Raw genomic sequence first — 24562 nt, 5'->3', positions numbered from 1 at the left:
AGGAGCTGACCTTTGGATATTGCCCAGGCCTCGATGCAATTTGATGTCGCACTGGCGGATTTCGCCCATGCCCGAAGCATGTCGCCGCAGGCTTCCAGCCTCAACCTGCTGGAGAGGGCGCGAGTGCTGATGACGTTACCGGGTGGATTTGACGTGCTGTACCGCCGGGTTCGTGCGCTGGAATCCGCCGGCATCTTCGGTAGCAGCGACTGGTCCAGGCCGGGTATCCTGCAGCCGGCACTGGCAAAACACTCCCTGCGTGAAGCCGGCGCCGTGACCACCGTGGTGGAAGCGCTCAGCGAAATCCGCCTGCTGGCGGTGGTTCGTGGAGACTACTTCCACCCCGGTATATCCTCGGAGCAGGCCCGGCACTTCCTGACCCAGGTAATGGCACTGAATCTGGATCTGCTGTCCGGCACGCTGACCGAAGCGGACCGGGAACGGCCCAGGCAGCTCGGCGTTATCGTAGAGGGGCTATACCAGTACCTGATTTCCCATCTCGGCTACGACAGCCTGCTGGACAGCCTCGTCGCAGAGGTATGGCGGCTGTTGGAGCAAGGGCCGGTTCAGGTGGACAGCATCTGCGACATGATCGGCCAGATCGCCAAATGCCTGTATGACCCTGAGCTTGAGACCACCGGCACCGCCGATGCCACCCGCCTGGTGCGGGCCCTGTTCGCGCCCACCCCCGGCAGCAGGGAAGACCCCGGCCTGGATGTCTACCAGTTGCGCCTGACCCGGATGGACGACATAGCGCTGGCGGGCGAGGCCAGGGAATTTGCCCGCAACATGCACGATACCGGCCTGGCATCGCCCTATCATGCCGTATTTCTGAGATTCCTGCGCACCAGCAACGAGGACGAACTGATTCCCAAGGCCCTGGGGCTGAGCATGACCGGGCTGGACGATCTGTATTGCTACCACCAGCTGGTTCATTCCCTGATCGACGAAGCCATCTATCCGGAAACCTGCCAGGCCGTCTATGGCCTGACCATGATGCTGGAACGTGGCTCGCTGTTTACCCCGGCGGTGGCCCAGGCGCTGTGGCGCCAGATCAAGCTCAAACTGTCGGAGGAAACCGGGCAGGCCCTGACAGAAGCGTTCGGCAATGCCGTTCCGCCACGGGTATTTCTGCTGGCCGGTGTGCTCAATCTGCTGGGACAGCCACTGGGCGTGGGCCAGGGCAACAACCCCAGTTGCCAGTCTGCGATCGGGCTGTCCATGTGGGCGGCCAACGAGGCCGACTATCTGCTCCAGGTGCTGACCTGGGCAGCCCGTGACAATGAAGTACTGGGCCGGTTTGAAGGCTGGGAAGTGTCGTCCAAGAATCTGGAACCGGGGCTGGTCAAGGACACGCCGGTGGACGTGGATCCGGTGTCACTGATCCTGATTCCCCACATGGATCGGATCTACGGTGAAATGTGGCGCCGCTGTGAAGACCGGGACGATGACGCCCACCGCTGGATCAACCCGGAATTCTATGGCTGGTGGGTCAGCCATGGTTTCAGGGTGGTAGCCGACATCCACACTGGCGAGGTAAAGGACTACGAAGGCTTTATCAGGCACTTCTATGCCAGTTACCACCCCTACTACAATGGAAATTTCCCGGTCATTCACCACCAGCCCGCCGGCATTGCCGTCACCGACAGCGCCGCCCGTTTTGTCGGCCGCCACGCCATCACCATCCAGCGGGTGGCACTGAGCCCCAGCAACGAAATGCGGGTGTACTTTTTCAACCCCAACAACGACAGCGGCCAGGACTGGGGCCAGGGCATTACCTGTTCAACACGGGGAAACGGCGAGATTCGCGGCGAGGCCTCCCTGCCCATCGCGGAATTTACCTCACGGCTCTATGCGTTCCACTACGACACCCTGGAGCTGGGTGACCTTGGCTCCATACCGGATGACGAAGTGGCCAGGGTAATGGAGCTGGGGTATGGGAGTTGGGCGGCGGAGGAATAACGCCGCCGCGCTTGATATTTCAGGCCCTGGGACGCGGAAAAATCAGCCGCTAGTCGCGCTCAATCAGGCGGCGCACCTGCTCCAGATTTTCATTGGATGTCACATGGTAGCTGGGGGACGCCTTGGCAGCCCGGGTGAAGAAGACTTCGGCTTGCGGATAATCCCCCTCGGCCATGCGGATATAACCCATGGTGTTCAGGGCATCTGCCTCGCCCATGACTTTGGCAAAGGCCTCCAGGGCTTCGTCGTAACGCTCCATACGGGTGTAGAGCTGGCCAAGATTCCGCAATGTGCGCTCGTGCCGGGGTGAGATGCCAAGCGCCGTATGGTACTGATGCTCGGCCCGCTCCCATTTGCCTATGAGGTAGTAGGAGTATCCCAGATTGTTATGGAGTTTGGCATTGCGGGAAGAGAGCGCCAGTGCCCGGTCGTAATAATCCAGCGCGCTGGCAAAGTCACCGCGCAGGTCCGCCAGAATACCCAGACCATTCCATGCCTGCCAGCGCTTGCTGTCGGCCGCAACGGCCTGTTCAAGCATGGCGCGGGCCTGATCGTATTCCCGCTGCTTCATCATCATCAACCCCAGGCCTTCGAGGGCACCGGGATGGCTGGCATCCTGTTCAAGCGCCAGACGAAAAGCGGAAGCGGCCTTGTTATTGGCTCCCTTGTGGTGGTTGATCGCACCAATTTTGTAGAGGGTATCGGCATTGTCCGGGTCCAGTTCCAGTGACCGTATGTACTCGAATACCGCCTCATCCACATCGCCGCGCCGGTAAGCGGCATCGCCCCTGGCGATCGCCTCCTCTGCCGACTCCACTGGCATCAGTGTGGAAAATGTCAGCTCGGACGTGCCCTCATACAGCTCTGTATAACTGTTGCCGGACTCTACCGTCTGGCTACTGGCGCAACCGTAAAGGGAAAGCACAGTAACGACGAGACACACACCACGCACTTTCTTTGTATGCTGATAGGCCATCATGTAAATCCTCGGATTAAGCTGAGTGTGGATACAATTATCTATCCCTTGAAATGATCCAGCACCCCGACAACGGCCGGCCCTATGGCCACGACAAAGAACGCGGGAAACATGCAAAACACCAACGGAAATATCATTTTCGTGGAGATGGTGGCGGCTGCCTCTTCCGCCCGCTGCATGCGCTTGTCGCGGAACTCCTCGGAATAGATTCGCAGGGACTCGGCCGTGCTGGTGCCAAACCGGAGGCTCTGGCTGAGCAAAGCCACGAGACCACCAATCTCCTCCAGGCCGGTGCGTTCAGAGAGGTTCTTGAGGGCATCGATCCGGTCCACACCGGCCCGCATCTCGCTGTTGACCAGGGCTAGCTCTTCGGACAGTTCCGGATGCCCCACCACCAACTCATCGGCCACCCGCTGTATCGCCGGCTTGAGGCCATAACCCGCCTCGGTACATACCACCAGCAGGTCCAGGGCGTCTGGAAACCCGTTGTAAAGCTTGCGCTTGCGCCGTTCAATCAGCTTACCCAGCACGTAGTTGGGGCCCAGGGCTCCCACCAGCGTGGCCGCGGTGGCCGCCTGTAGGATTTCCAGACTGCTCAGCCCTGGCACCCAGTTCAGACCAAAAAATACCGCTAGTGGCAGACCAATGATCAGCAGGGTTTTTATGGCGTAAAAGTTGGACAGGGCATTGTCACTGCGGAAGCCGGCATGGACCAGGCGCTGGCCCGTCCGGTTGAGTTCCTTTTCTTTCTTTGGCAAGACGTAGGGAGAGAGAGACTTGACCAGCGGTGCAAACGAGCCTCCGCTAGACGTGCCACTGGCCTCCGGCGCCACCACATTGTGCAGACGACTGCGCACCGGATGGAACAAGGTCGTCATCAGGAACATGCCGGCCAGGGCGAGACAGAAGACGGCAACCGCCATCAGCACCACAAAGGCCAGTTGCGACATCTGCTGGTCCTCGATGATGCTGTTGAGCATTCCGATCAGGTAATCCATGGCTGTTCTCCCTACACCTTGATATTGAGTATCTTCCTGATCCAGAAAACACCGATCACAATCATGACCAGGGCCACCAGGATAATGTCACCACCACGGGGACTTTCGGTAAGCATGGGCATATAGTCCGGATTCACCAGGGAAATCAGTACAAACAGCACAAACGGCGTCATGGTGAGTACCCAGGCTGACATCCGCCCCTCCGCAGACAGGGTCTGGACCCGCCGCTGGAATCGGAAACGGCCGCGAATGACGGAGGCGATTTTCTCCAGTACCTCGGCGAGGTTACCGCCGGATTCTCTCTGCACCAGAACGGCCGTGATCAACGCCATGACCAGCACACTGGGAACCCGCTGCAGTAACCCGAACAGAGCCGAGCGGACATCCCCCCCGTAATTGATTTCGTTAAAGGTGGTCAGGAACTCTTCCTTTACCGGGCTGGGCATTTCGGTGGACACCAGACGTATGGCTTCAATAAAAGGATGCCCTGCCCGCAAGGCGCGGATAATCACATCCACCACATCCGGCAACTGCTCCTCGATCCTGGCAATCCGCTGACTGCGTTTTCTGCGCAGATAAAAAAACGGAATCAGAGCGCCAACAGGGGCAAAGACCAGCGGTATCCACCAGGTACTCTTGACGTAATAGCCGGCAACACCGGCGGTCACCGCCAACACCGTCGCCAGCAGAAGTACCCGGTAAGCCCGGGTCTGGTAGCCGCTCTGGGCAATGAGGGTGGCCAGGGGCTGCAACAGGGCCAGGGTTTCCAGCCGTTTTTCCAGGGGCGAAAGATCCCGCAGGTACTGCTCCCTCATAAGGGATATACGGTCTTCCCTTCCGTCTTCGGCGGTCAGGTTGTTCATGCGCTGGCTCAGGCGCTTACGGGCACCGCGACTCTCCCCGAATACCGGAATCACCAGCCCCTGGGACAGTAGAAAAACCGCCACAAACACGAGTGCAAGGAATATCCACAGTTTGTCTCCCAATACGTCCATGGCTCAGCCCCCAAAATCCGGATCATAGAGTGACAACGGCAATGCAATACCCCGCTGCTGGAGATGTTCCTGGAAACGGGGAACAATGCCGGTTGCCCAGTACCTGCCCTGCACGTGGCCGTGTTCGTCGCGACCAAGGCGGCGGAAGGTAAAAATCTCCGACATGGTGATCACGTCACCCTCCATGCCGTTTATCTCCTGCACACTCACCAGCCGTCTTTTACCGTCTTCCTGACGTTCCACCTGGAGCACAACGTCAATGGCGGATGCCACCTGGGAACGGATGGCCTTGGTCGGCATGGTGGTTCCCGTCATCGACACCATGTTCTCGATCCGTGTCAGGGCATCCCGGGGGGCGTTGGCGTGCAGGGTGGTCATGGAGCCATCGTGCCCCGTATTCATTGCCTGCAACATGTCCAGGGCCTCGGTGCCGCGAACCTCGCCGACGATAATGCGGTCAGGCCGCATGCGCAGGCTGTTGCGCACCAGGTCCCGCTGTGTGACTTCGCCCTTGTTTTCGATGTTCGGTGGCCGCGTTTCCAGCCTCGCCACGTGGGGCTGCTGAAGTTGCAGTTCCGCGGAATCCTCAATGGTGACGATGCGCTCGTCATCCGGCACAAACCCGGACATCACGTTAAGGAGGGTGGTTTTACCCGAGCCGGTACCGCCCGAGATCAGGACATTAAGTCTGCCCCGGACAATGCCCTCCAGAAGATTGGCAATCGAAGGCGTCAGGGTGCCTTTCTCGATCAGGGTCTCCATCGACAGGCCATCAATGGAAAAACGGCGAATGGACAGTAACGGTCCGTCCACGGCCAGTGGCGGAATAATGGCGTTTACCCGGGAGCCGTCCCTCAGCCGCGCATCCACCATCGGCGAGGATTCATCGATCCGCCGCCCGACACTGGAAACAATGCGATCAATGGTATTCAACAGATGGCTATCGTTCTGGAAGGTGGCGGATTCCCGCTCCAGTTTGCCATTGCGTTCCACATAGATGCAGTTGTAGCCGTTGACCAGGATGTCCGAGATGGACTTGTCTGCCAGCAAGGGCTCCAGGGGACCAAAGCCGAGGATGTCGTCCTTGATCTGTTGCAGAATACGTTGCCGCGCTGCCAGCGAGAGTGGCATCGACTCTTCCGCCATCAACCGCTGACCAATCTCCTCCAGCTGGCGCTCGGCTTCTTCCCGCCCCAAAGTTCCCAGCAGGGACAGATCCAGCACCTTCATCAGCTTCTGGTGAATTTTCTGTTTCCAGACCCTTTCCTGTTCCTCTTCGGACCGGCGCGCAGCTTCCATTCCGACCCCCGCTGTAACCAGTGGCGCTTCCAGTTCGCTCTTGCCAGCGCCATTCATGCTGCTCGGTTCCATAATGCCCTCCTCAGGCCCCTGCCAGTTTCTGCCAGACCCGGCCAAAACCGGACTGCGGCACCACCTTCTTGCCACTCAGCGCCTCCGCCATCTGCACCAGGCTGCGGCTTACCAGTGCCGAAGGCGCCGCCTCCAGTAGCGGCACCCCCATATTGGCGCTCTGGGCGACGCGGGCATAATCATTGGGAATACAGGTGAGGTCACCGATACCCAGCGCCTTTTCAATGTCTGCAGTAGTCAGGGCGAGGCGCTTGTTCCAGCGGTTAACCACCACCCCGATGCGATCGGCAGGAACATGCATATAGCGAGTGAGGTAATGCAGCAGCCGTCGGGCATCCTGGACATGGGAGATGGTCTGCTGCATCACCAGCAGCACGCGATCGGCGGATTCCAGCACGCCACCGGTAACGCCGTCGATATGCCTGGGCAGGTCAACCACCGTATGATCATAGCCGGAGCGCATTAATGTAATCAGTTTCTGTAGCTGTCCCTCATCGACATCTCCCGGCACGATCAACTGATCAGTGCCATTGCCCAGCAGATGCAACCCGCTTTTGTGCTTGACCATGTGGCCCTCGAGGGCCATCAGATCCATGTTGTCAGCACGCAGGATGGCGTCGATGAGGCCACCGCTCTCCTTCAGGTCGAAGGCCGATGCCAGGTGGCCAAACTGCAGATCCATGTCCAGCAAAGCGACCCGGTCCTCAATTTTTTCCACCAGGCTGTGGGCCAATGCGCCCGCGATGATGCTGGCGCCGGAGCCACCCTTGCTGTTAATCACCGCAAACAGGTCACCGGCCTGCCTGGCTGTTGGTTCCAGCTCCCGGGCAACGCGCCACAGGGAGACCAGAAGTTCCTGTTTCTGGACCGGGAAGGTGAAGTAGTCCCGGGCCCCTACCTGCATGGCCGTTCGCATGACGGTGGTATTTTCAGGACCGGTTACCATCGTCGGGACGCGGCCCGTCGCGGGGCGTTCGTCGAGCGCCTTCAGCTCGTCTTCCCAGGCAACGGTGGTGCAGAATACCAGCGCATCCGGCAGCTCCGTCAGATTATGGAGCGGATCAGAATGCCCGTTGGTAATCAGGCGCCTGGTAGGTGACAAACCTGGCTCGTTGGCCAGTATCTGTTCGAGTATTTCCAGTTCAGAGGCATTGCGCCCTGCAATCAAAACCGTCATCGGTGCTTTCATGGCCTTGTCCTTCCCTGCCTGCTCAACTGACTGTTCCAAAACAGCCGATACCTTCCGGCGAAACACCCAGACTTTCCCTGGGCAATACAGTTATAAACGGTGGCAACTCAAACTGCTGGAAAAAGAACGGGATGATCAGCTGATGCTGGAAGCCGCTGACTTCACTGCGCACAAAGGCAATGTCCATGAAGTCTGCGGTGGTATCGGCCACCACACTGCCAGTGGCCGTGAGATACTGGAGACTGATCAGGCCTTCGTTCAGATCCCTGAGTACCGGGCTGCTTCCGGACGACGTCGGCTCGGCAAACATGGCCACCCGCCGGATCGCGCTGTGCTCAACGGGACAGACGACGGCGACCCGGGCAGCCCGCCGGCTGGTCTCATCCAGCGTATTCCAGACAAACATCAGGCGACCGAACTCAATGGCGGCAAACAGCAGGATAAAAAACAGTGCTCCCACCAGGGCAAATTCCACGGTATGCAAGCCGGACTGAAGCCTGATATTCATAACGCCCTCATCTGCACAGTGCCGTTCATTTCAAAAGCCAGGCTGATCGGGTCTCCGCCGTAGAACGCGGGGATGCGACCAACAATTGGCACATAGTCATACCTGGCGCTGACCATAATATGGCTGGCATCCGGGCTGGTCACACTGACATCACCGGGGGACCAGCCCGGAAGCAGGGGCTCCCCCGCTCCCAGGGTGTTGCCGTACACCACCAGATTGCTGGACTCCTGCACCAGAGCGCTATCCAGGAAGATCACCCCCACACTACCAAGCATGGCATTGGACGCCGCGTGCCTGGCGCCGTCCTGGGTTGCCCGGGTCATGGTGTGGTACTGGTGAAATGCCCACCCCAGTTCACTGACTGCAAAAACCACCAGCAACAACAACGGGGCTGTCAGCAGGAATTCCAGTGCCGCGATGCCCTGCTGTTTCCCTGTCCTGCAAATCTCTCCCATGGCCTTTGCTCCCGCTTATCCCAAAGCTTTCAGCTGTCAATGGTATCCGGATCCTTATAGAGCTGGATGATACGGGGCCCCGGGCCGGCGCCAGGATCCGGCCCCGGCACTCCGCTGCCGCCACAATCGTCCCTGAATTGACCGTAAAACACCGCCTGCCCCTGCTGATTCATCCGGTCCACCATGTAAAAGCAGGAGAATCCCAGCAACTCCACACTGTCCTGGCCGTTGGCCAGCCCGTCACAGTTACCAACAGGCATGGTCAGGATACGTCGGCCGGCCGCGCCCTCCGGGGGCGCATCCGGATTGACGGTCTGGTATTGCGATTCGTACCAGTCCAGGTCATAGGGTGGGATTTTCTGGTCCAGGTAATCCTGTTCGGTGTAGGCTTCGTGGTTGGTGAACCAGTCCGGCGGATAATCGGTGGAGTTGACCGGCCCGTTATAGATGCCCAGCCGGGTGTTGATCCCCTGGGCAAACGGGCCCACGGTGTTGCCGGGCTCGGTCTCGATATCGCTGTCACCGCCGGTAGACAGGCAGGCATCAAATTTCCCGGCTGCCGCTTCCCGCACATCGGCGCCGCCCTGGCTACCATCAAGCCGGATCAGGTAGAAGTTACCGTTACCCACCTCGGAACTGGTGCCCGAGCCGATCTTCAGCTGCTCTACCTGTCCCCGGGAATAGCCAAAAGTGGTGCCTGGCGGGCTCTCTTCAGGTGGCGTACCACAGGCCATTACCGGCGCGACGTTGCACACCTGCTGCAGGGTCGGGCTGGGGCCGGCAACGGCTGTGCCGGCTATGGTCAGGTCATCAAAACCGAGTACCGGGGCAAACCATTCGGCGACGTCATAGTTTGCGACAGCGGCCCTCACGTACTGGGCAGGCACAGTACCCGACACAAACGGATTCAGCGTGGAGGAATATTCAAGCACCAGGCTCAGATTGCCGCCACTGGCCGCGGCGCCAAGCCCGGCATTACCGGGCGCTGCCAGGTTGCCGGCAAAGGTTGTCTGGCCGGCGCTATCTGCCAGGGCAGTACTGCCGGTCTGGTCCAGGACCTTGGCGGCACTGAGCGCGGCGGCATCCAGGGCATTCTGCAGCCGTGTCTTTTCCAGGTGGGCGTTGCTGATGTCCAGCGCCAGCGCCGCCATACCAAGAATGGCCACCAGGGAAATCGCCGCCAGTGGCAGGATCGCACCCTGCTGGTACCTTTGAGTCTTCCCAAGCGAGATCATGGCCCGCCCTCCCTGTTCAGCGCTGAAGACCCAGGCCGACACTGCCACTCATGTCCGGCGTCATCCGCGACGGGTTGCCGGTATCCTTGCGATAACTTTCATAGCCGGCTTCCGCTTTGCGACCATCCAGCACCGGAAGCTCAGGCACTTCCCGGTCCGGTGAAACATACTTCTGGGCAGCGATCATCTGGCGCACCGAGTTACCAAATTGGTCCTCGGAGCTGGGTGACGCACATCCCGCTGCCAGCATTGCCATAGCCAGCCCGGCCACCACTGTCTTCACGTTGCATTTGTAGGCATCCATGGTGCTTTCCTCAGAGTTCATGGCCGAATTGTCCCTTTACACTGCCACGCTGCATCGACCTGGGCCCGGTGCCGGGCTTGCGCCTGCCTTCGGTATAACCCAACAGGTAAAATTCCAGATCGGACGGCTCCACAAAGTAATCCGTGGGCAGGGTAAACTGCTCGCGGTCCACCGGCCTTGCGAAGTGGGGTGTTACCAGGATCACCAGTTCGGTCTTGCCCTTGATGAATTCCTGGCTGCGGAACAGGTTGCCAAGCACCGGCAGGTCGCCCAGGCCCGGGAACTTGTTGACACGCTCCCGCAGGTTCTCGTTGATCAATCCCGCCACCCCGATGGTCTGGCCATTGGCCAGTTCCACCGTTGATGATGCACTGCGGCTGGTCAGGGCGTTGATGAAGAAAGTGGCAGAGGTTTCAGGCACGTCCAGGGCGATCGAGTTCTGATTGCTCAGCTCACTGACCTTGATATTGAGCTTGAGGCTGATCATGTCAGAGTCCAGTACCGTGGGCAGGAAGCCGAGGCTGACCCCGAACTCTTTGAACTCGATCGTTATGCCGTCATCCTGACCACTTCCCACCGGGATCGGAAATTCACCGCCGGCGTGGAAGGTGGCTTCCTGGCCGGTGAGTGTGGTCAGCGTGGGCTCCGCCAGTACCTTGGCGAGGTTATTCTCCTGGGCTGCGTCGATCACCAGGTCAAACAGGGTGTCACCGTCCAGGAAACTGGCAAACAGGCCGGTGCTTTCAAAGGTCATTGGTTCACGCAGGATCTGGGTGGCCGGCGTCTCTCCGGTTAACGTGCCCGAACCGCCGCCGGGAACAAATGCTCCGGAAGGGGCCAGTGCCGTGCCATTGTTGGCTGCGCCAATGGTCAACAGGGAGTTGGCATTGATGGCGGCAAACTTGGCGCCAATACGCTTGAGGAAATCCCGCGACACCTCGGCTACCTGGACTTCCAGCATGACCTGCTGGGCACCGCCCACCTGCATCATGTTGAGCACCCTGCCCTCGTCACCACCCTGGTAACTGCGGGCCAGATCCAGGGCCGCGGTCATGCGGGCGGCACTGCTCACCTCACCACTGAGAATGATGGCGTCCTGGGAGGAACGGACCTCGACCTCTTCCCCGGGCAGCACCTGGTACAGTTTCGATTTCAGGCTTTCCAGGTCATGGTTGACCTCAATGCCAACGGCACTGACAACCTGATTGTTGTTATCCCACAAGGTCACGTTGGTGGTTCCCAGCTTTTTCCCCACCACGTACAGCTGCCGTGAACGCAGAATGAGGATATCGGCAATGTCCGGATTGCCAACGGAGATCTTTGCCACTGGCTGTTCCAGGTAGAGAATCTGGGACTGGTTCACGGCAACTTCCACAACCTGCCTGTTCATACCGCTGGCGAGCATGGCCTGGGCACTGGCCCCTGCCGGGAACACCAGTACACAAAGCAGAACCAGGCTGATCAGATAACCTTCAATCGTTAAATTCCGTGCCGTTACTGTCATGGCCACTCTCCCTATCATTACTTCCTGCCCGGTTACCGAAACTCACCGGCCGCTCCCATTCCACAGGCCTCCCTGGGCGTGCCCTTACATGGAAACCCTTGACGTGCTGACCTCTGTACCGCGAATGATCGTGACCCGTGATATAGTGGATACCGCCCGCCGCGGCGCCGGCTTTGGCGCTGGCTTCACTTCCGCCACCACCTCTTCTTTTTCCGGTTCCGGCTCCGGTTCGGGTATCGGGCGAATGCTGTCGTCCAGCGGGTTCCTCAGGGCCAGTTGCACCACCCCTTCCTGGGTCGCCTTGACCAGTTCCTCGGCGTCCGCCGAACTGAGCTCCAGGGTGACGGCCCGCACAATCACCGGCTTGTCTTTTTCCGGTGACGCAGTCTGGTCCACCGCCAGTACCTTGACGTTTTCCAGCAGTGTCCGGGATTGATAACGGCGGTTTCCGTTGGGAATGGCAGAGACAACATCCACCCGGTTACCCGGCATCAGGAAGCCGGCGACACCAATCACATCGTTCACCCGCACGGTCACCGCCCGCTTGTTCGGCGCGATGACCGCCGACAGTGCACTGCCGCCCCCGAAGGCAACCACTTTTTCCCTGAGGATCACTTCTCCAGGGTAGATTGTGGTCATGGCAACCGTGCTCTCCACCTCGGCAGTGTCTTTATAAGCCCCGGAGGGCACCATGGATCTCGGCATGTTGGCGACCCTCAGATCGCTGGCTTCCAGTTTCTTGCCGAACGGCACCTGCAATGCCGCCACTACCACGGGGACACCGTCCTCGGTAGCGGGCGACGCAAGGCGATCCATCGCCCAGCCCCTCGCCAGGTAGGCAGCACCAAGGCCCATCATCAGGGCAAAACCAAGCATGAGAACGGTTCTTGACTTGAACATAGCGGTCACCCCACGTTATCCATGTGTACGAAGTAGTTTTGCCAGGCCCATTCAATGGAATCCCGGCTGAGCCTCGCCGGTAACCCGCGATACCGGCAGTAATCACTGACCAGACCAAGCAGGTCCCGGGGATGGCAGGGCAGCAGGACGTTGCCCTGCATCGGGTAAAGCTCTGTCATCATGAATCGGGTAACGTCGGGATCGTTTTCCATCGCCATTTGCTGGCAGACCTGTTGCCATAACCGCAGGTACGATTGCGGCGCCAGGGTTCTGAAACCGATCTTATGCCCGATCCGGCGCAGGAAGGCTTCGTCGGCCAACTCCAGCGGATTCAGATTGGTGGAGAAGATCAGCAGCATGTCGAAAGGCACCGCAAAGTGCTGGCCGGCCCTGAGATTGAGGAAATCCCGTTTCTCCTCCATGGGCACGATCCAGCGGTTCAGCAGATCCACATGGGAGACTCGCTGCCGGCCCAGGTCATCAATCAGCAGCATGCCGTTGCTGGCCTTGAGCTGCAGCGGCGCCTGGTATTGCTTGCGCTGTTCGTCGAACTTCAGCTCCAGCATATCCAGGGTCAGCTCACCACCGGTGGTTACTTCCGGCCGATGACAGAGAACATATCGGGGGTCGTGGCCGCTGGTCAGGTGCACGGGGTCCTGCTGCTCCCCATGAACCGGGTGGTGGAATTCAGGATCAAACAGGCTGATCACCGTATCGCCCACCAGCAGGGAATAGGGTATGTACACCGGCCCCGCCAGTAACTTCACCAGTTGCCGGGAGATATAACTCTTGCCACTGCCGGCGGGGCCGTAAATGAACATGGCGCGGCCGGAATGCACGGCCGGGCCAAGCTGGGCCAGCAGACTATCGTCGACCACGGTATTGCGGAACAACCGGTGCATATCCTCTTCGGTAACAACACACCCGGACACCGACTGGCGCCGGACCAGTGACTCATAATCCCTGAGAAGAACCGGAGCCGGGCCGCAGTAGCCATCCCGGGACAGGGAATCCAGCGCCTCTGCACGCCCGCGATCCGTAAGTGCATAACGCAGACCACCATCGGAGAGATCCGCACTGCGGCTCTCAACCTTGGCCTCCCGGCGCAACAGATTCAGCACCGGTTCCAGCACCGCACCGGGCAAAGCCATCTGGCGGGCAAGGTGCTGTAGGGTCTGATTGCTGACCAGGTTGAGATGCTTGAGCAGCAGATCCGCCACAAAGAAATGGTCCAGGCCGGTATCGTCCAGGGTGTGTGGCCTGGAAAGAATCTCAGCAACTGCCGGAGAGGCTTCCCTTGTTTCTGTGGTCAGGAGTTCAGCTTCCATTGCGTAGTCTCCGAATTCTGGAAAATGAATTGCCTAGATAAGTGCCAGGGCCGTTCCGCAGGCGATTGCCAGTGCATATGGGAAGCGTAGGCCTGCGGCCTCGCCTGGTGCCGGAGGTATATATGTTGGCTGTCGGGCCAGCAGCAGCCAGCACATGGAGACATAGCGTTTGAGCATGGCTGGCAGCCCTCCTTTCGCGGCGACATACACAAGAGCCAGAAGTCCGCCTGCGATAATGGTCATCAGGGCGGCAATAAAAACCACTTTGGCGCCCACCACAGCACCAACCGCTGTCAACAATTTCACATCACCCGCGCCCATGGCAGCGAAGGCATAGAGCGGCAGAAAACACAGCAAGCCGATAAGTAGGCCGCCCAAGGAAAAGAGCAACCCCTCCCATTGCCCAAACCAGGTATGTAGTGCGAGCGCCACAATCACCATGCCAAAAGTAACCACGTTTGGAATCCTGCGGATGGACAGATCACTGAAAACAGCCATCACCAGGCCTATGGTTAGTGTTGTTAATGCCCATCCACTTGGATTCATAAAAACCTCGTGCTACGCAAGTGATCTGACCAGAAAAAAGGGGGGTATCCCCCCCTTTTTTCGCGTGAGACACTACTATTAAGTGATGTGGCCAGTAATCTTAGTAATTGCGCCCGCTATGGCAGTACCTAGGCCGGTGAATGCCGTTACAACAGCGAGAACAATTAAAGACCCAGCCACCGCATACTCAGCCAACTCCAAACCCTCTTCATCACGAAGAAACTGAACCACTTTTCCCTTGAAGTTTTTCATTTCGTCACTCCTGCAGTCGTTAAACGAACTTCCATGGTTGTACAGCCACCTATCCGTGCACTGTATCAACCACTTTAGGAGCAACGGAGAATCAACCGTTAGGAGAATTCCGGCGAAAAACTGGGAGGATTTTGCAGGCCACCGTCAGAGCTTGACGAGGTGGCCGGTTGATAGCTGGAACGGCAGAGTGGCCTCTTTACGGGAGGTCATCCACTTGTGGCGGTACCCGGACGGTGTCATGCCGGTATGGCGCTGAAACATCTTGGTGAAGTAGGAGGCATCGTGAAAACCCACGGCCCAGCATACGTCGATGACCGAAGCACTATTGTTCCGCAGCAGCTCAGTGGCCTTTTCGATGCGACGCCGTAGGATGTATTCCTGGAAGGTGATGCCATACACCCGCTTGAATGCGCGGCTCAGCTGGTAGCTGTTGGTTCCGCAGAGTTCGGCAATCTTCGTCTGCATTAATTTTTCGGCAAGGTGTTGGTCAATATAGGCTGCAGCAACCTCCACCGCCTTGTCTTCACCCCTATGCTTCTGGAAGCGGGCGTCATCCGGCAGGGGCTGTTTGTGGGAGATGGTCCTGCGAGGGGCGCGGCCTGAAGATTCCGTCAGCAGCCTGTTCAACCGGTCGAGGGATGCGGTAACGGAGTTATCGACAACCGGCTTTACGAAATAATCCCATATCCTGGTGCGCAGGGCCCAGACCGCCAGGGCTTCGGAATGCTGCTCCGTGAACATCAGCATCGGCACAGAGGCAAACTGCTGCTTGGCCTCGCTGAGCACTGAAAGGCTGGCGATATCCGGAAAATCAAAGTCAAAGCAGGTAATCACCCGGCCGGCGGCTGCCTGAGTCTCATAGACCCGGCCAAGATCGTCCTGCTTTGTCACATAAACAAGCGGATATTCCCTCTCGATCACCCTGACGATCGCTGGATCCGATCCATACTGTGTGGCATCTACCAGCACAACGGTAGATTTTTCCATTTCTACATCCCCTTCTTCCATCTGACTTTCGGGTCGTCAGCTCCTTCTGGATATGCCGAGGGGAGAGCAACATGTAGTTTTTTTAATATTTGCGACCCGGATCTTATGATTAGTTTATGCATCCAAACATGTCAAGCCACTGCACAGTCCGGACAAAACTTTTTACATTCCTTGACAATAATAAAGGGCCGCTCCGGAGAGCAGCCCTTGTGTTTTTCAGACGGTTATACGGCTTTCTTAGCCCATATTCTTCCGCATAAAGTTCTGGATCTCCCCCACAATGCCCGAACGGAAAGCCAGCACCGTCAGTACGAAGATGGCACCCAGGATGGGATCCACCCAGTCCCCCAGCGGGCCCTGTGACAGCTGGTACTCCAGAGTCACCACGAAGCCGGCGCCAACCACCGGGCCCAGCAGGGTGCCGGTGCCGCCCAGCAGGGTCATCAGGATGACTTCGCCGGACATGTGCCAGTGGGCGTCGTTCAGAGAGGCCAGCTGGAACACCACGGTTTTCACCGAGCCGGCCAGGCCGGCAAGGCCTGCGGAGAGCACGAAGGCCATCAGTTTGTAGCGGTCCACGTTGTAGCCCAGGGAGACCGCCCTTGGTTCGTTCTGCTTGATTGCCTTGAGTACCTGGCCGAACGGTGAGCCGACGATGCGCTGCACCAGCAGGTAACCGGCCAGGAACACCGCCAGCACAAAGTAGTACATGGCGGTGTTATCACTCAGGTCCACCATGCCGAACAGGTAGCCACGGGGCACGCCGTGCATGCCGTCCTCGCCCCCGGTGAACGGGGCCTGCACGAAGAAGAAATAGACCAGCTGCGCCAGGGCCAGGGTAATCATCGCGAAGTAGATACCCTGGCGACGTATGGCGACCAGGCCAAAGCCCAGGCCAAGCACCAGTGAGGCTGCTGTGCCCACGACAATACCCATTTCCGTGGTCACCCCGGGAAAGCTCGATAGCAGGTAGCCGGTTGTGTAGGAGCCCGCCGCCAGGAACGCGGCATGCCCGAAAGACAGCAGGCCGGTGTAGCCAAGCAGAAGGTTCAGTGCCACCGCAAACAGGGCGAAACACAGGATTTTCATCAGGAACACGGGGTAAAAGACCGCCGGTGCAAGCAGCAGCAGTGCCAGCAGCACCAGGTTGAGGATCTGCTTCTTGCGCTGCTCTGCTTTCTGTTGTTTGACGATACTTTGCTGGATATCAGTCTGGGTCGTTGTGGTCGCCATGATTACGCCTCCTTACCGAACAGGCCCGATGGCCGAATCAACAGAACAACCACCATCACCAGGAAGATCACGGCTGCCGACCCTTCCGGGTAGAATACTTTGGTAAACCCTTCCACGACTCCCATCATCAGGCCGGTAATCACGGCACCGGCGATGGAACCCATGCCGCCGATCACCACCACCGCGAACACCACGATGAGTATGTTGGAACCCATCACCGGGGACACCGAGTAGATGGGCGCAGCGAGGGCGCCTGCAAACGCGGCCAGCATGACGCCGAAGCCATAGGTCAGGCTGATCAGCAGTGGCACATTGATGCCGAATCCCTGCATCAGCTGGGAATCTTCCGTACCGGCCCGCAGGTAGGAGCCAAGCCGTGTTTTCTCGATCATGAACCAGGTACCGAAACACACCAGCAGGGCGGCCACGATAACCCAGGCACGATAGTAGGGAAGGAACATGAACCCGAGGTTCATACCACCCCTGAACACTTCCGGCATGGAATAGCGCAGGCCGGAAACGCCGTAGATATTGATCAGCACACCCTGCAGAATAAGGGCGATACCGAACGTCAGAAGCAGGCTGTAGATATGGTCCTGCCCGGCAATGCGGCGCAACAGGAAATACTCCAGCACAATGCCAAAGCAGCCCACCACAACGGGAGCAAGAAACAGAGCCACCCAGTAGTTGACGCCGAAGGCATCGAACATCAGCACTGTGCACATGGCACCGAGCATGTACATGGCACCGTGGGCGAAATTGATGATTTTCAGCAGGCCGAAAATGACCGCCAGCCCCAGACTCAGCAGGGCGTAAAAGGAACCATTGATAATCCCGAGCATTAACTGGCCAGACAGCACAGCCACGGGGACTCCCAGAATCTCGGTCATGTTACAAACTCCAAAAGCAGCGCAACTTTGAACTTACAGAGGCGGATTGCGTGTCTGCAGGTCAGTGGCCACCCCGCCGGGACTGCGGAGTGGCCTGGTCGGTCAGAACATCAGTTTTGGGTTACCAGCTTGCACTTGCTCTCGGACAGCGGGCGATAAGCCTCTTCGCCGGGAATGGTGCGCACGATTTCGTACAGGTCCCACTCACTCTCGGACTCCTCAGGCGTTTTCACTTCCGCCAGGTACATGTCGTGTACCATGCGGCCATCCTCGCGGATGATGCCGTTTTTGGCAAACATGTCGTTGATGGGGGTATCCATCATCTGCTTGCGCACGGTCTGGGAGTCGTCGGATCCGGTCGCCTTGACGGCGTTCAGATACTGGATGGTGCTGGAATAGATACCGGCGTGAACCATGGTCGGGCGAACGCCGGCCTCTTCCATGAAGCGGTCGGACCACTCACGGGTTTCCTCGTTCATGTCCCAGTACCAGCCGGTCGTGAGCTGGATGCCCTGTGCACTCTGCGCGCCCAAGGCATGAACGTCAGTGAGGAACAGCAGCAGGGCGGCGAGGGTCTGGCCGGACTGGGTCAGGCCGAATTCACCGGCCGTGGTGATGGCGTTGGTGGTGTCTGCACCGGCGTTGGCCAGGGCAACCACGTCGGCACCGGACGACTGCGCCTGCAGGATGAAGGACGAGAAGTCCGATGTCGGGAACGGATGACGCACGGTCTCAATCACTTCACCGCCGTTTTCTTCCACAACACGTGTTACGTCATTTTCCAGAGCGTGCCCGAACGCGTAATCAGCGGTCAGGATGAACCAGGTTTCACCACCTTCTTTTACAATGGCGCTGGCGGTACCGTTGGCAAGGGGATAGGTGTCGTACACATAGTGGATGTGGTTGGGGGTACAGTGCTCGTTAGTGATGCTGGAAGCTGCAGAGCCGGAGACGATACCCAGCCTGTTGTTTTCTTCCAGGATGTTGCTCACCGCGATGGTGACCGAGGACGCTACCAGACCCGCCACCAGGTCCACGTTTTCGTTCTCAACCCAGCGCCGCACTGTGCTTGATGCAGAATCCGGGCTGTTGCGGTCGTCGGCGCTGACTACCTCAATTTTCGCCCCGTTCACTGTGCCACCAAAATCGGCAATGGCCATTTCAAGAGCGGTCAGGCCATTGGGACCGGCCAGGTCACGGTAGGTACCGGACATGTCGGCCAGGTAGCCGATCTTGACCGTGTCATTGGATATCTCAGCCTGGGCACCGCCTACAAGCATGGCTGATGCAATCGCTGATGTCAGAAGCTTTTTGGTAATTGTCATTGTTGTTTCTCCGCTACTGTCTTTGCGTTGGTTTTCGGGATTCGCTGTTGTTGCTTTTATTGCACTCTCGACTTCTACAGACACTTTCAAACCAGGACCTTAAACGCCCAGGTACTTGTCCAGCATCGACTGCTTGCTTTCAAGCTCGCCGGCGCTGATCTCCTCCACAATCTGGCCGTGTTCCATCACGTAGTGACGGTCCGCCAGGGGTGCGGCGAAATGGAAATTCTGTTCCACCAGAACGATCGTCAGGCCCTTTTCCTTGAGCTTGACCAGCACATCGCCCAGTTTCTCGACGATGACCGGCGCCAGGCCCTCGGTGATCTCATCCAGCAGTAGCATGTTGGCGCCGGTTCTCAGGATCCGCGCCATGGCCAGCATCTGCTGTTCGCCGCCCGAGAGCTTGGAGCCCTGGCTGGCGCGGCGCTCATACAGATTGGGAAACATGGAGAAGATTTCTTCCAGCCCCAGGCCACCGCTTCTTACTACGGGTGGGAGTGTCAGGTTCTCCATGACATTGAGCCCGGAAAAAATGCCCCGGTGTTCGGGGCAATACCCGACTCCCAACCTTGCTATGTGGTGGGGAGCGCAGGACATGGTCTCCTCACCGTTGATCATGATGGACCCGGTTCGCCGGCCCACCATATTCATGATCGCTTTCAGGGTTGTGCTGCGACCGGCACCGTTGCGTCCCAGCAGGGTAACCAGCTCGCCACGCTTAACCTCGATATTGATGCCGTGGAGGATGTGGGACTCACCGTAGAAGGCGTGAAGTCCGTCAATGCGCAGCTGTTCGTAATCTCTCCGGGAGGCCTGGCTCATTCCGCTGTCTCCTGCTTTTTGGTCGCGGTGCCGCCCATGTAGACCTCACGCACCCGGGGATCGTCGGACACTTCCTGGTAATCGCCTTCGGTCAGCACCGAGCCCTGGGCCAGCACGGTCACCCGGTCACAGAGTTTGCTGACCACCCCCAGGTTGTGCTCTACCATCAGTACCGTGCGGCCTTCAGCGGCCTTGCGCACCAGCTCCACCACCTGCTCCACGTCTTCGCTGCCCATGCCCTGTGTGGGCTCATCCAGCAGCATCAGCTCAGGTTCCATGGCCAGGGTGGTAGCGAGCTCCAGTGCCCGTTTACGGCCATAAGCCAGCTCAACCGTGGTGGTGTTGGCAAACTCGGTCAGCCCCACGCTGTCCAGCAGTGCCATGCAGCGGTCATTGAGATTGTTCAGGGACTCGCCGGATTTCCAGAAACGAAAGGAGTTGCCTTCAAAACTCTGCAGAGCTACGCGGATATTCTCCAGGGCGGTCATATGGGGGAACACGGCGGAAATCTGGAAGGAGCGCACCACACCCTCGCGGGCAATGGCAGCCGACTTCATGGAGGTAATATCCATACCCTTGAACAGGATCTTGCCCCGGGTCGGGCTCAGGAATTTGGTAAGCAGGTTGAATACGGTGGTCTTGCCCGCGCCATTGGGCCCGATGAGGGCATGAATATGGCCGCGCTGCACCTTCAGATTGACGTCATTAACCGCCACAAAGCCCTTGAACTCCTTGACGAGGCTTTGGGTCTCCAGAACGAACGGTTCACTCATGAGCCATCCTACCTTTTGTTATTGTTGTGCATTTACAGTACTGACAGAGTAGATTGACGTCTACGTAAACGTCAACCAGAAATCGCACTTTTTTGATCAGTCTCTATTCGCAAAAAGTCGCATATTAGCTGCAGCACCTGGTCGGGTTTCTGCAAATGTGGCGAGTGGCCGGTTTCGGGCATGAAAACCGGCGTTGCATGGCTTCCGATGCCTTCCACAATACGGGTCACCTGTTCCGGAACCCCGTATTCATCGTTCTCCCCCTGAATGATCATAGCCGGACATTGGATGGCGTCCAGCCAGGGTGCAAAATCCATCGACTGCTGGAAGCCTTCATCCAGCCACACATCCTGCCAGGCGTGGAATAGCGCATCGGTGCGATCGCCATGGTGGCGCAGCAGCTTTTCGCGAATACCTTCCGCCCTATAGCGCCGCCCCATGTCGCGGATGCCCGCCAGAGTCAGGTGATCGGCCCAAATATGGGCGGCCATGGTGATCAGCCCTTTCACCCTGTCACCCAGCACTGCGGCTGCAATCAGGGCTATGGAGCCACCATCGCTATGGCCTACCAGTATCACCTGGTCGATTTTCAGCGCGTCCAGCAACCGGGGCAGCCAGACCCTGCCTTCCTGCTCCAGGTAATCATAGGGGCGCGGCAACGGCTCATCAGTGGAGGCGCCGTAGCCCCGGCGCTCATAGACCAGGGCATCCAGGCCTGTCGTTTCTGCCAGCCGTCGCGGAAACTGTTTCCACAGGGCAATATTGCCCAGCGATTCGTGCAGAAAGACCAGCACCGGTCCGCTGCTATTTTCATGGCGCAGTCGCTGTGCCTGGACCCTGACGCCATCCCCTAACGGGACGGCGACATCAGTGACATTCATACCATCACCGCTTCGCCGGAATGGCATAGGTTATGGTGGCATGGGCAACCGGCTCTTCCAGACCGTCAGAGTATATATAAACCTCGCCCACGCCACTGGCCCTGCCGATCCTCAGCATGTTGGCCCGCGCCCGGATCGGACTATGGGATACCGGTTTGCGCAGGAAATTGATGTTCAGGTTGCTGGTTACCGCCAGCGGCACCAGGCCGATCTTTCCCAGCAGTGCGGCGTACAGGGCGACGTCGGCCAGTCCCATCATGGCAGGGCCGGCAACCGTGCCGCCAGGGCGCAGGTGTTCATCATCCACATCCAGCTTCATTTCCGCCCAGCCGTCGCCGAGCTTCTCCAGGGTGCCGTAACGGGCACCCTGGGGAAACTGTTCGGCGAGGAAGGCCTGCAGTTCCTCGAAGGTGACAATCATGCCTGTTTCTCTTCCTTCGCCTGATTACGCAGAACGAACCGCTGGATCTTGCCGCTGGGGGTCTTCGGCAGTTCATCCACGAATTCGATCTCCCGCGGATAGGCGTGGGCAGAGAGGCGGTGGCGTACCAGTTCCTGGAGCTCATCCTTCAGAGCGTCCTCGCTCTCCGGTTCCTGATCACCCTTGATCACGATGTAGGCCTTGATGATGGAGCCGCGCTTTTCATCGGGCTTGGCCACGACACCGGATTCGGCAACGGCCTTGTGCTCCAGCAGCGTGCTTTCCACGTCGGCCGGACCCACACGGTAGCCGGCAGTGGTAATGATGTCGTCATCGCGGCCGCTGAACGAGAAGCAGCCATCACCGTGACTCAGCACCATGTCGCCGGTGAGGTAGTAGCCGTTCACGAACGGATCTTTCTCACCCCAGGTGTAGCCATCGAAATGGAACAGCGGCGAGGCTTCCACATCCACCGCCAGTTGGCCGATTTCGCCCTCGCCTACTTCCTCGTTCTTCTCGTTCAGGGCGACCACCTTGTGGCCGGGAGAGGAATAGCCCATGGAGCCGGGGCGTACCGGGTGTTCAAGACCGTGGAAGTTGCAGCAGGTCATGCCGGTTTCAGTCTGGCCATAGTGGTCCTTGACCGGGCAGAAATGGCGCCTTTCAATCCAGTTCACCACTTCCGGGTTCAGCGGTTCGCCGGCACTGCTGGCCACCCGCAGGCCGAGGTTTTCACCTTCCGGCAACACGTGGTCGTTGGCCTTCAGCAGGCGATAGGCGGTGGGTGCCGCTGCCAGGTTGGTGATGCCGTACTTGCGGATCATGTCGTAGGTGGTTTCCGGAGTGAACGCACCGGGGTTGAAATGGGTGGCGTGGCCCATCAGCAGCGGACCAATCACCGCATAGTAAAGGCCGTAGGCCCAGCCCGGATCAGCCACGTTCCAGAACACGTCGTCGTCGCGCAGGTCAATGGCGTACTTCATGTAGACGTAGAACGCCAGCAGCGCCTTGGCCGGCACTGCCACACCCTTGGATTTGCCCACGGTTCCGGAGGTAAACATCTGCAGGAACGGGTCACTGCCCTTGATCAGCACCGGCTCGAACTGGTCTGACTGCCCGGCCAGGGTCCTGTCGAAGTCGGGGATGTCGCCACTGACTTCGACCGCGTTCACACATACCACCGGAGCACAGTCCTTCACTTCGATGAGCTTGGGGTAGTTGACCGGATCAGTGACCACCAGCCGGGTTTGGGCTCGCTCGAAGCGATATTCAATAGCCCCGGGGCCGAAGGCGGTGAATAAAGGCTGATAGACAGCACCGGCTCTCAGAGTGCCGGCAATAACGATAAGCAACTCCGGGCCGCGCGGCAGCAGGGCCGCAACCCGATCGCCCTTGCCAATGCCTCGGGACGTCAGATAGTTGGCAAAACGGGCGGATTTTTCTTTCAGTTCGGCAAAGGTGAGCTTGCCGGAGCCACCGTCAGCCTTCTCGTAATAGAGCGCAACTCGCTGCGGGTCGTCTGCCCACTTGTCACAGATTTCAGTACAGACGTTCAGGCCAGCGTCCAGGCTGCCCTCCAGGGCCTCCGCTTCGAGGCTGGCAGGATCGAAATTGTCATAGACCGATTGGTAATCCGGGAGGCTCATGTTTCAGTCCTTTTATTGTTGTGGACGATTTCTGTTCTCAATGTTTATCACAGGCTTTAGTTTACGTAAAGGTAAACTTTAAGCTAAAGCCAGGCGCCTCCGGAATGCTCCGGCCGGGGTGAAAACCTCTGCCTGGAGCGTTCCGAAGGCGCTGTGTATTCAGTTCTGCCCGCGGTAATAGAATTTCTGGATGCTGGAGAAATCCAGGCCGCCGTTACCCTCACTGGCGTGCAGCTCGAACAGGTTACGGGCCAGCGATCCCATGGGAATCGGCGCATGATTCTTGACGGCATTGTCGAAGGCCAGGCCCAGGTCCTTGTTCATCAGATCAACCAGGAAGCCGCCCTCATAATTGCGTGATGCCGGTACTCCCTCCATCACACCCGGCCAGGGATTGTAGACGTTCAGTGCCCAGTTGCCCCCGGAGCTCTGCTTCATGATTTCCGACAGCACGGCAGGGTCCAGCCCGTTCTTCACGCCCAGGGCAAGAGCCTCGCTGGTACCACTCATCAGGATGGCCAGCAGCATATTGTTGCAGATCTTGGCAATCTGTCCGGCACCGTGAGGGCCTGCGTGGAAGATGTTCTTGGCCATGGCATCGAGGACAGGCCTGGCGCGCTCGAAGGCGTCCGCCTCACCACCACAGATAAAGGTCAGGGTGCCGGCCTTGGCGCCACCCACGCCGCCGGACACCGGCGCATCCATGAAGGTGATACCGGCTTCAACGGCGGCTTCCGCCACACCCTTTGCCGTCTCCGGGGCGATAGTTGATGAGTCGATCACCAGTGTGGTGGAGGGCAGGTTTTTCAGCAGACCGTTTTCACCGAGGTAAACCGATTCCACGTGCTGGCCGGCAGGCAACATGGAAATAACCACCTCGGCGCCTTCGACCGCTTCCTGTATCGTCGCCGCGGACTTCGCGCCTTCGCTGGTGAGTGCCTTGACGGCTTCTGAAGACAGATCGAATACTGTCAGATCGTGGCCGGCCTTGACGAGGTTGGTGGCCATGGGGCCGCCCATGTTGCCAAGACCGATAAACGTGATGGTCGCCATATTATTGT

General features: G+C 58.7%; 25 protein-coding genes. 1 reads left to right on the top strand and 24 read right to left on the bottom strand.

The features are described from left to right. Nucleotides 1-33 precede the first annotated feature (33 nt). On the top strand, nucleotides 34-1962 hold the full coding sequence (locus DIT72_RS07025; protein WP_135954761.1) for a hypothetical protein: 1929 nt from the start codon (nucleotides 34-36) through the stop codon (nucleotides 1960-1962). 49 nt (nucleotides 1963-2011) lie between these two features. On the opposite strand, the gene DIT72_RS07020 is transcribed toward DIT72_RS07025, so the two are convergent. From DIT72_RS07020 to mmsB, 24 genes are all read right to left on the bottom strand, one after another. Continuing rightward, complete coding sequence (locus DIT72_RS07020) at nucleotides 2012-2938, bottom strand: tetratricopeptide repeat protein (RefSeq protein ID WP_168355030.1); 927 nt, start codon at nucleotides 2936-2938, stop codon at nucleotides 2012-2014. A 41-nt stretch (nucleotides 2939-2979) separates the two neighbouring features. Continuing rightward, nucleotides 2980-3936, bottom strand: a complete 957-nt coding sequence (locus DIT72_RS07015; protein WP_135954442.1) for a type II secretion system F family protein — start codon at nucleotides 3934-3936, stop codon at nucleotides 2980-2982. Nucleotides 3937-3947: 11 nt separating this feature from the next. Beyond that, nucleotides 3948-4931, bottom strand: coding sequence for a type II secretion system F family protein (locus tag DIT72_RS07010; RefSeq protein ID WP_135954441.1), 984 nt, complete (start codon nucleotides 4929-4931; stop codon nucleotides 3948-3950). 3 nt (nucleotides 4932-4934) lie between these two features. Continuing rightward, nucleotides 4935-6230, bottom strand: coding sequence for a CpaF family protein (locus DIT72_RS07005; protein ID WP_206081078.1), 1296 nt, complete (start codon nucleotides 6228-6230; stop codon nucleotides 4935-4937). Between the two features lie 82 nt (nucleotides 6231-6312). Then, nucleotides 6313-7491, bottom strand: coding sequence for an AAA family ATPase (locus DIT72_RS07000; protein WP_135954439.1), 1179 nt, complete (start codon nucleotides 7489-7491; stop codon nucleotides 6313-6315). Between the two features lie 22 nt (nucleotides 7492-7513). Continuing rightward, on the bottom strand, nucleotides 7514-7999 hold the full coding sequence (locus DIT72_RS06995; RefSeq protein WP_135954438.1) for a TadE/TadG family type IV pilus assembly protein: 486 nt from the start codon (nucleotides 7997-7999) through the stop codon (nucleotides 7514-7516). Further along, nucleotides 7996-8454, bottom strand: a complete 459-nt coding sequence (locus DIT72_RS06990) for a TadE family protein (RefSeq protein WP_135954437.1) — start codon at nucleotides 8452-8454, stop codon at nucleotides 7996-7998. The genes DIT72_RS06995 and DIT72_RS06990 overlap by 4 nt, the downstream gene beginning before the upstream one ends. 29 nt (nucleotides 8455-8483) lie before the next feature. Beyond that, entirely contained in the window at nucleotides 8484-9689 is a 1206-nt protein-coding gene (locus DIT72_RS06985) for a Tad domain-containing protein (RefSeq protein ID WP_135954436.1), read from the bottom strand. 16 nt (nucleotides 9690-9705) lie between these two features. Continuing rightward, entirely contained in the window at nucleotides 9706-9993 is a 288-nt protein-coding gene (locus DIT72_RS06980; protein WP_168355029.1) for a hypothetical protein, read from the bottom strand. A gap of 10 nt (nucleotides 9994-10003) precedes the next feature. Beyond that, entirely contained in the window at nucleotides 10004-11497 is a 1494-nt protein-coding gene (locus DIT72_RS06975; protein WP_135954434.1) for a type II and III secretion system protein family protein, read from the bottom strand. 84 nt (nucleotides 11498-11581) lie between these two features. Next, nucleotides 11582-12397: a Flp pilus assembly protein CpaB gene (cpaB, locus tag DIT72_RS06970; RefSeq protein ID WP_206081052.1), complete on the bottom strand. Its 816-nt coding sequence runs from the start codon at nucleotides 12395-12397 to the stop codon at nucleotides 11582-11584. A 5-nt stretch (nucleotides 12398-12402) separates the two neighbouring features. After that, nucleotides 12403-13725 (bottom strand): AAA family ATPase, encoded by a 1323-nt coding sequence (locus DIT72_RS06965; RefSeq protein ID WP_135954433.1) that lies wholly within the window; start codon nucleotides 13723-13725, stop codon nucleotides 12403-12405. 33 nt (nucleotides 13726-13758) lie between these two features. Next, nucleotides 13759-14271 (bottom strand): A24 family peptidase, encoded by a 513-nt coding sequence (locus DIT72_RS06960; protein WP_135954432.1) that lies wholly within the window; start codon nucleotides 14269-14271, stop codon nucleotides 13759-13761. A 78-nt stretch (nucleotides 14272-14349) separates the two neighbouring features. Then, nucleotides 14350-14523, bottom strand: a complete 174-nt coding sequence (locus tag DIT72_RS06955; protein ID WP_135954431.1) for a Flp family type IVb pilin — start codon at nucleotides 14521-14523, stop codon at nucleotides 14350-14352. A 144-nt stretch (nucleotides 14524-14667) separates the two neighbouring features. Continuing rightward, complete coding sequence (locus DIT72_RS06950) at nucleotides 14668-15510, bottom strand: AraC family transcriptional regulator (RefSeq protein WP_168355028.1); 843 nt, start codon at nucleotides 15508-15510, stop codon at nucleotides 14668-14670. Nucleotides 15511-15747: 237 nt separating this feature from the next. Then, complete coding sequence (locus DIT72_RS06945; protein ID WP_135954429.1) at nucleotides 15748-16743, bottom strand: branched-chain amino acid ABC transporter permease; 996 nt, start codon at nucleotides 16741-16743, stop codon at nucleotides 15748-15750. A gap of 2 nt (nucleotides 16744-16745) precedes the next feature. Then, on the bottom strand, nucleotides 16746-17633 hold the full coding sequence (locus DIT72_RS06940; RefSeq protein ID WP_135954428.1) for a branched-chain amino acid ABC transporter permease: 888 nt from the start codon (nucleotides 17631-17633) through the stop codon (nucleotides 16746-16748). A gap of 110 nt (nucleotides 17634-17743) precedes the next feature. Further along, nucleotides 17744-18958, bottom strand: coding sequence for an ABC transporter substrate-binding protein (locus DIT72_RS06935; protein WP_135954427.1), 1215 nt, complete (start codon nucleotides 18956-18958; stop codon nucleotides 17744-17746). 99 nt (nucleotides 18959-19057) lie between these two features. Then, entirely contained in the window at nucleotides 19058-19780 is a 723-nt protein-coding gene (locus DIT72_RS06930; RefSeq protein WP_135954426.1) for an ABC transporter ATP-binding protein, read from the bottom strand. Then, nucleotides 19777-20553 carry an ABC transporter ATP-binding protein gene (locus DIT72_RS06925; protein WP_135954425.1) on the bottom strand — a complete coding sequence of 259 codons (777 nt, stop codon included), beginning with the start codon at nucleotides 20551-20553 and terminating at the stop codon, nucleotides 19777-19779. The genes DIT72_RS06930 and DIT72_RS06925 overlap by 4 nt, the downstream gene beginning before the upstream one ends. A 71-nt stretch (nucleotides 20554-20624) precedes the next feature. After that, nucleotides 20625-21434, bottom strand: coding sequence for an alpha/beta fold hydrolase (locus tag DIT72_RS06920; protein WP_135954424.1), 810 nt, complete (start codon nucleotides 21432-21434; stop codon nucleotides 20625-20627). A gap of 4 nt (nucleotides 21435-21438) precedes the next feature. Next, nucleotides 21439-21855, bottom strand: coding sequence for a PaaI family thioesterase (locus DIT72_RS06915; RefSeq protein ID WP_135954423.1), 417 nt, complete (start codon nucleotides 21853-21855; stop codon nucleotides 21439-21441). Then, entirely contained in the window at nucleotides 21852-23501 is a 1650-nt protein-coding gene (locus DIT72_RS06910; RefSeq protein WP_135954422.1) for an AMP-binding protein, read from the bottom strand. Before DIT72_RS06910 ends, DIT72_RS06915 begins: the two co-directional genes overlap by 4 nt. A 159-nt stretch (nucleotides 23502-23660) precedes the next feature. Beyond that, nucleotides 23661-24554 carry a 3-hydroxyisobutyrate dehydrogenase gene (gene mmsB, locus DIT72_RS06905; RefSeq protein WP_135954421.1) on the bottom strand — a complete coding sequence of 298 codons (894 nt, stop codon included), beginning with the start codon at nucleotides 24552-24554 and terminating at the stop codon, nucleotides 23661-23663. Nucleotides 24555-24562: the final 8 nt, after the last annotated feature.

Origin of the sequence: Marinobacter orientalis (assembly GCF_004792665.1) — a bacterium.
GTDB classification, from domain to species: Bacteria; Pseudomonadota; Gammaproteobacteria; order Pseudomonadales; family Oleiphilaceae; genus Marinobacter; species Marinobacter orientalis.
The sequence above is the reverse complement of the archived record's forward strand: the minus strand, read 5'-3'. Positions and strand labels throughout refer to the sequence as shown.

What these genes read in the sequence shown, in the direction of transcription:
- DIT72_RS07025 (WP_135954761.1), top strand. Translation starts at nt 34, where the DNA reads ATGCAATTTGATGTCGCACTGGCGGATTTCGCCCATGCCCGAAGCATG.
- DIT72_RS07020 (WP_168355030.1), bottom strand. Translation starts at nt 2,938, where the DNA reads ATGGCCTATCAGCATACAAAGAAAGTGCGTGGTGTGTGTCTCGTCGTT.
- DIT72_RS07015 (WP_135954442.1), bottom strand. Translation starts at nt 3,936, where the DNA reads ATGGATTACCTGATCGGAATGCTCAACAGCATCATCGAGGACCAGCAG.
- DIT72_RS07010 (WP_135954441.1), bottom strand. Translation starts at nt 4,931, where the DNA reads ATGGACGTATTGGGAGACAAACTGTGGATATTCCTTGCACTCGTGTTT.
- DIT72_RS07005 (WP_206081078.1), bottom strand. Translation starts at nt 6,230, where the DNA reads ATGGAAGCTGCGCGCCGGTCCGAAGAGGAACAGGAAAGGGTCTGGAAA.
- DIT72_RS07000 (WP_135954439.1), bottom strand. Translation starts at nt 7,491, where the DNA reads ATGAAAGCACCGATGACGGTTTTGATTGCAGGGCGCAATGCCTCTGAA.
- DIT72_RS06995 (WP_135954438.1), bottom strand. Translation starts at nt 7,999, where the DNA reads ATGAATATCAGGCTTCAGTCCGGCTTGCATACCGTGGAATTTGCCCTG.
- DIT72_RS06990 (WP_135954437.1), bottom strand. Translation starts at nt 8,454, where the DNA reads ATGGGAGAGATTTGCAGGACAGGGAAACAGCAGGGCATCGCGGCACTG.
- DIT72_RS06985 (WP_135954436.1), bottom strand. Translation starts at nt 9,689, where the DNA reads ATGATCTCGCTTGGGAAGACTCAAAGGTACCAGCAGGGTGCGATCCTG.
- DIT72_RS06980 (WP_168355029.1), bottom strand. Translation starts at nt 9,993, where the DNA reads ATGGATGCCTACAAATGCAACGTGAAGACAGTGGTGGCCGGGCTGGCT.
- DIT72_RS06975 (WP_135954434.1), bottom strand. Translation starts at nt 11,497, where the DNA reads ATGACAGTAACGGCACGGAATTTAACGATTGAAGGTTATCTGATCAGC.
- cpaB (WP_206081052.1), bottom strand. Translation starts at nt 12,397, where the DNA reads ATGTTCAAGTCAAGAACCGTTCTCATGCTTGGTTTTGCCCTGATGATG.
- DIT72_RS06965 (WP_135954433.1), bottom strand. Translation starts at nt 13,725, where the DNA reads ATGGAAGCTGAACTCCTGACCACAGAAACAAGGGAAGCCTCTCCGGCA.
- DIT72_RS06960 (WP_135954432.1), bottom strand. Translation starts at nt 14,271, where the DNA reads ATGAATCCAAGTGGATGGGCATTAACAACACTAACCATAGGCCTGGTG.
- DIT72_RS06955 (WP_135954431.1), bottom strand. Translation starts at nt 14,523, where the DNA reads ATGAAAAACTTCAAGGGAAAAGTGGTTCAGTTTCTTCGTGATGAAGAG.
- DIT72_RS06950 (WP_168355028.1), bottom strand. Translation starts at nt 15,510, where the DNA reads ATGGAAAAATCTACCGTTGTGCTGGTAGATGCCACACAGTATGGATCG.
- DIT72_RS06945 (WP_135954429.1), bottom strand. Translation starts at nt 16,743, where the DNA reads ATGGCGACCACAACGACCCAGACTGATATCCAGCAAAGTATCGTCAAA.
- DIT72_RS06940 (WP_135954428.1), bottom strand. Translation starts at nt 17,633, where the DNA reads ATGACCGAGATTCTGGGAGTCCCCGTGGCTGTGCTGTCTGGCCAGTTA.
- DIT72_RS06935 (WP_135954427.1), bottom strand. Translation starts at nt 18,958, where the DNA reads ATGACAATTACCAAAAAGCTTCTGACATCAGCGATTGCATCAGCCATG.
- DIT72_RS06930 (WP_135954426.1), bottom strand. Translation starts at nt 19,780, where the DNA reads ATGAGCCAGGCCTCCCGGAGAGATTACGAACAGCTGCGCATTGACGGA.
- DIT72_RS06925 (WP_135954425.1), bottom strand. Translation starts at nt 20,553, where the DNA reads ATGAGTGAACCGTTCGTTCTGGAGACCCAAAGCCTCGTCAAGGAGTTC.
- DIT72_RS06920 (WP_135954424.1), bottom strand. Translation starts at nt 21,434, where the DNA reads ATGAATGTCACTGATGTCGCCGTCCCGTTAGGGGATGGCGTCAGGGTC.
- DIT72_RS06915 (WP_135954423.1), bottom strand. Translation starts at nt 21,855, where the DNA reads ATGATTGTCACCTTCGAGGAACTGCAGGCCTTCCTCGCCGAACAGTTT.
- DIT72_RS06910 (WP_135954422.1), bottom strand. Translation starts at nt 23,501, where the DNA reads ATGAGCCTCCCGGATTACCAATCGGTCTATGACAATTTCGATCCTGCC.
- mmsB (WP_135954421.1), bottom strand. Translation starts at nt 24,554, where the DNA reads ATGGCGACCATCACGTTTATCGGTCTTGGCAACATGGGCGGCCCCATG.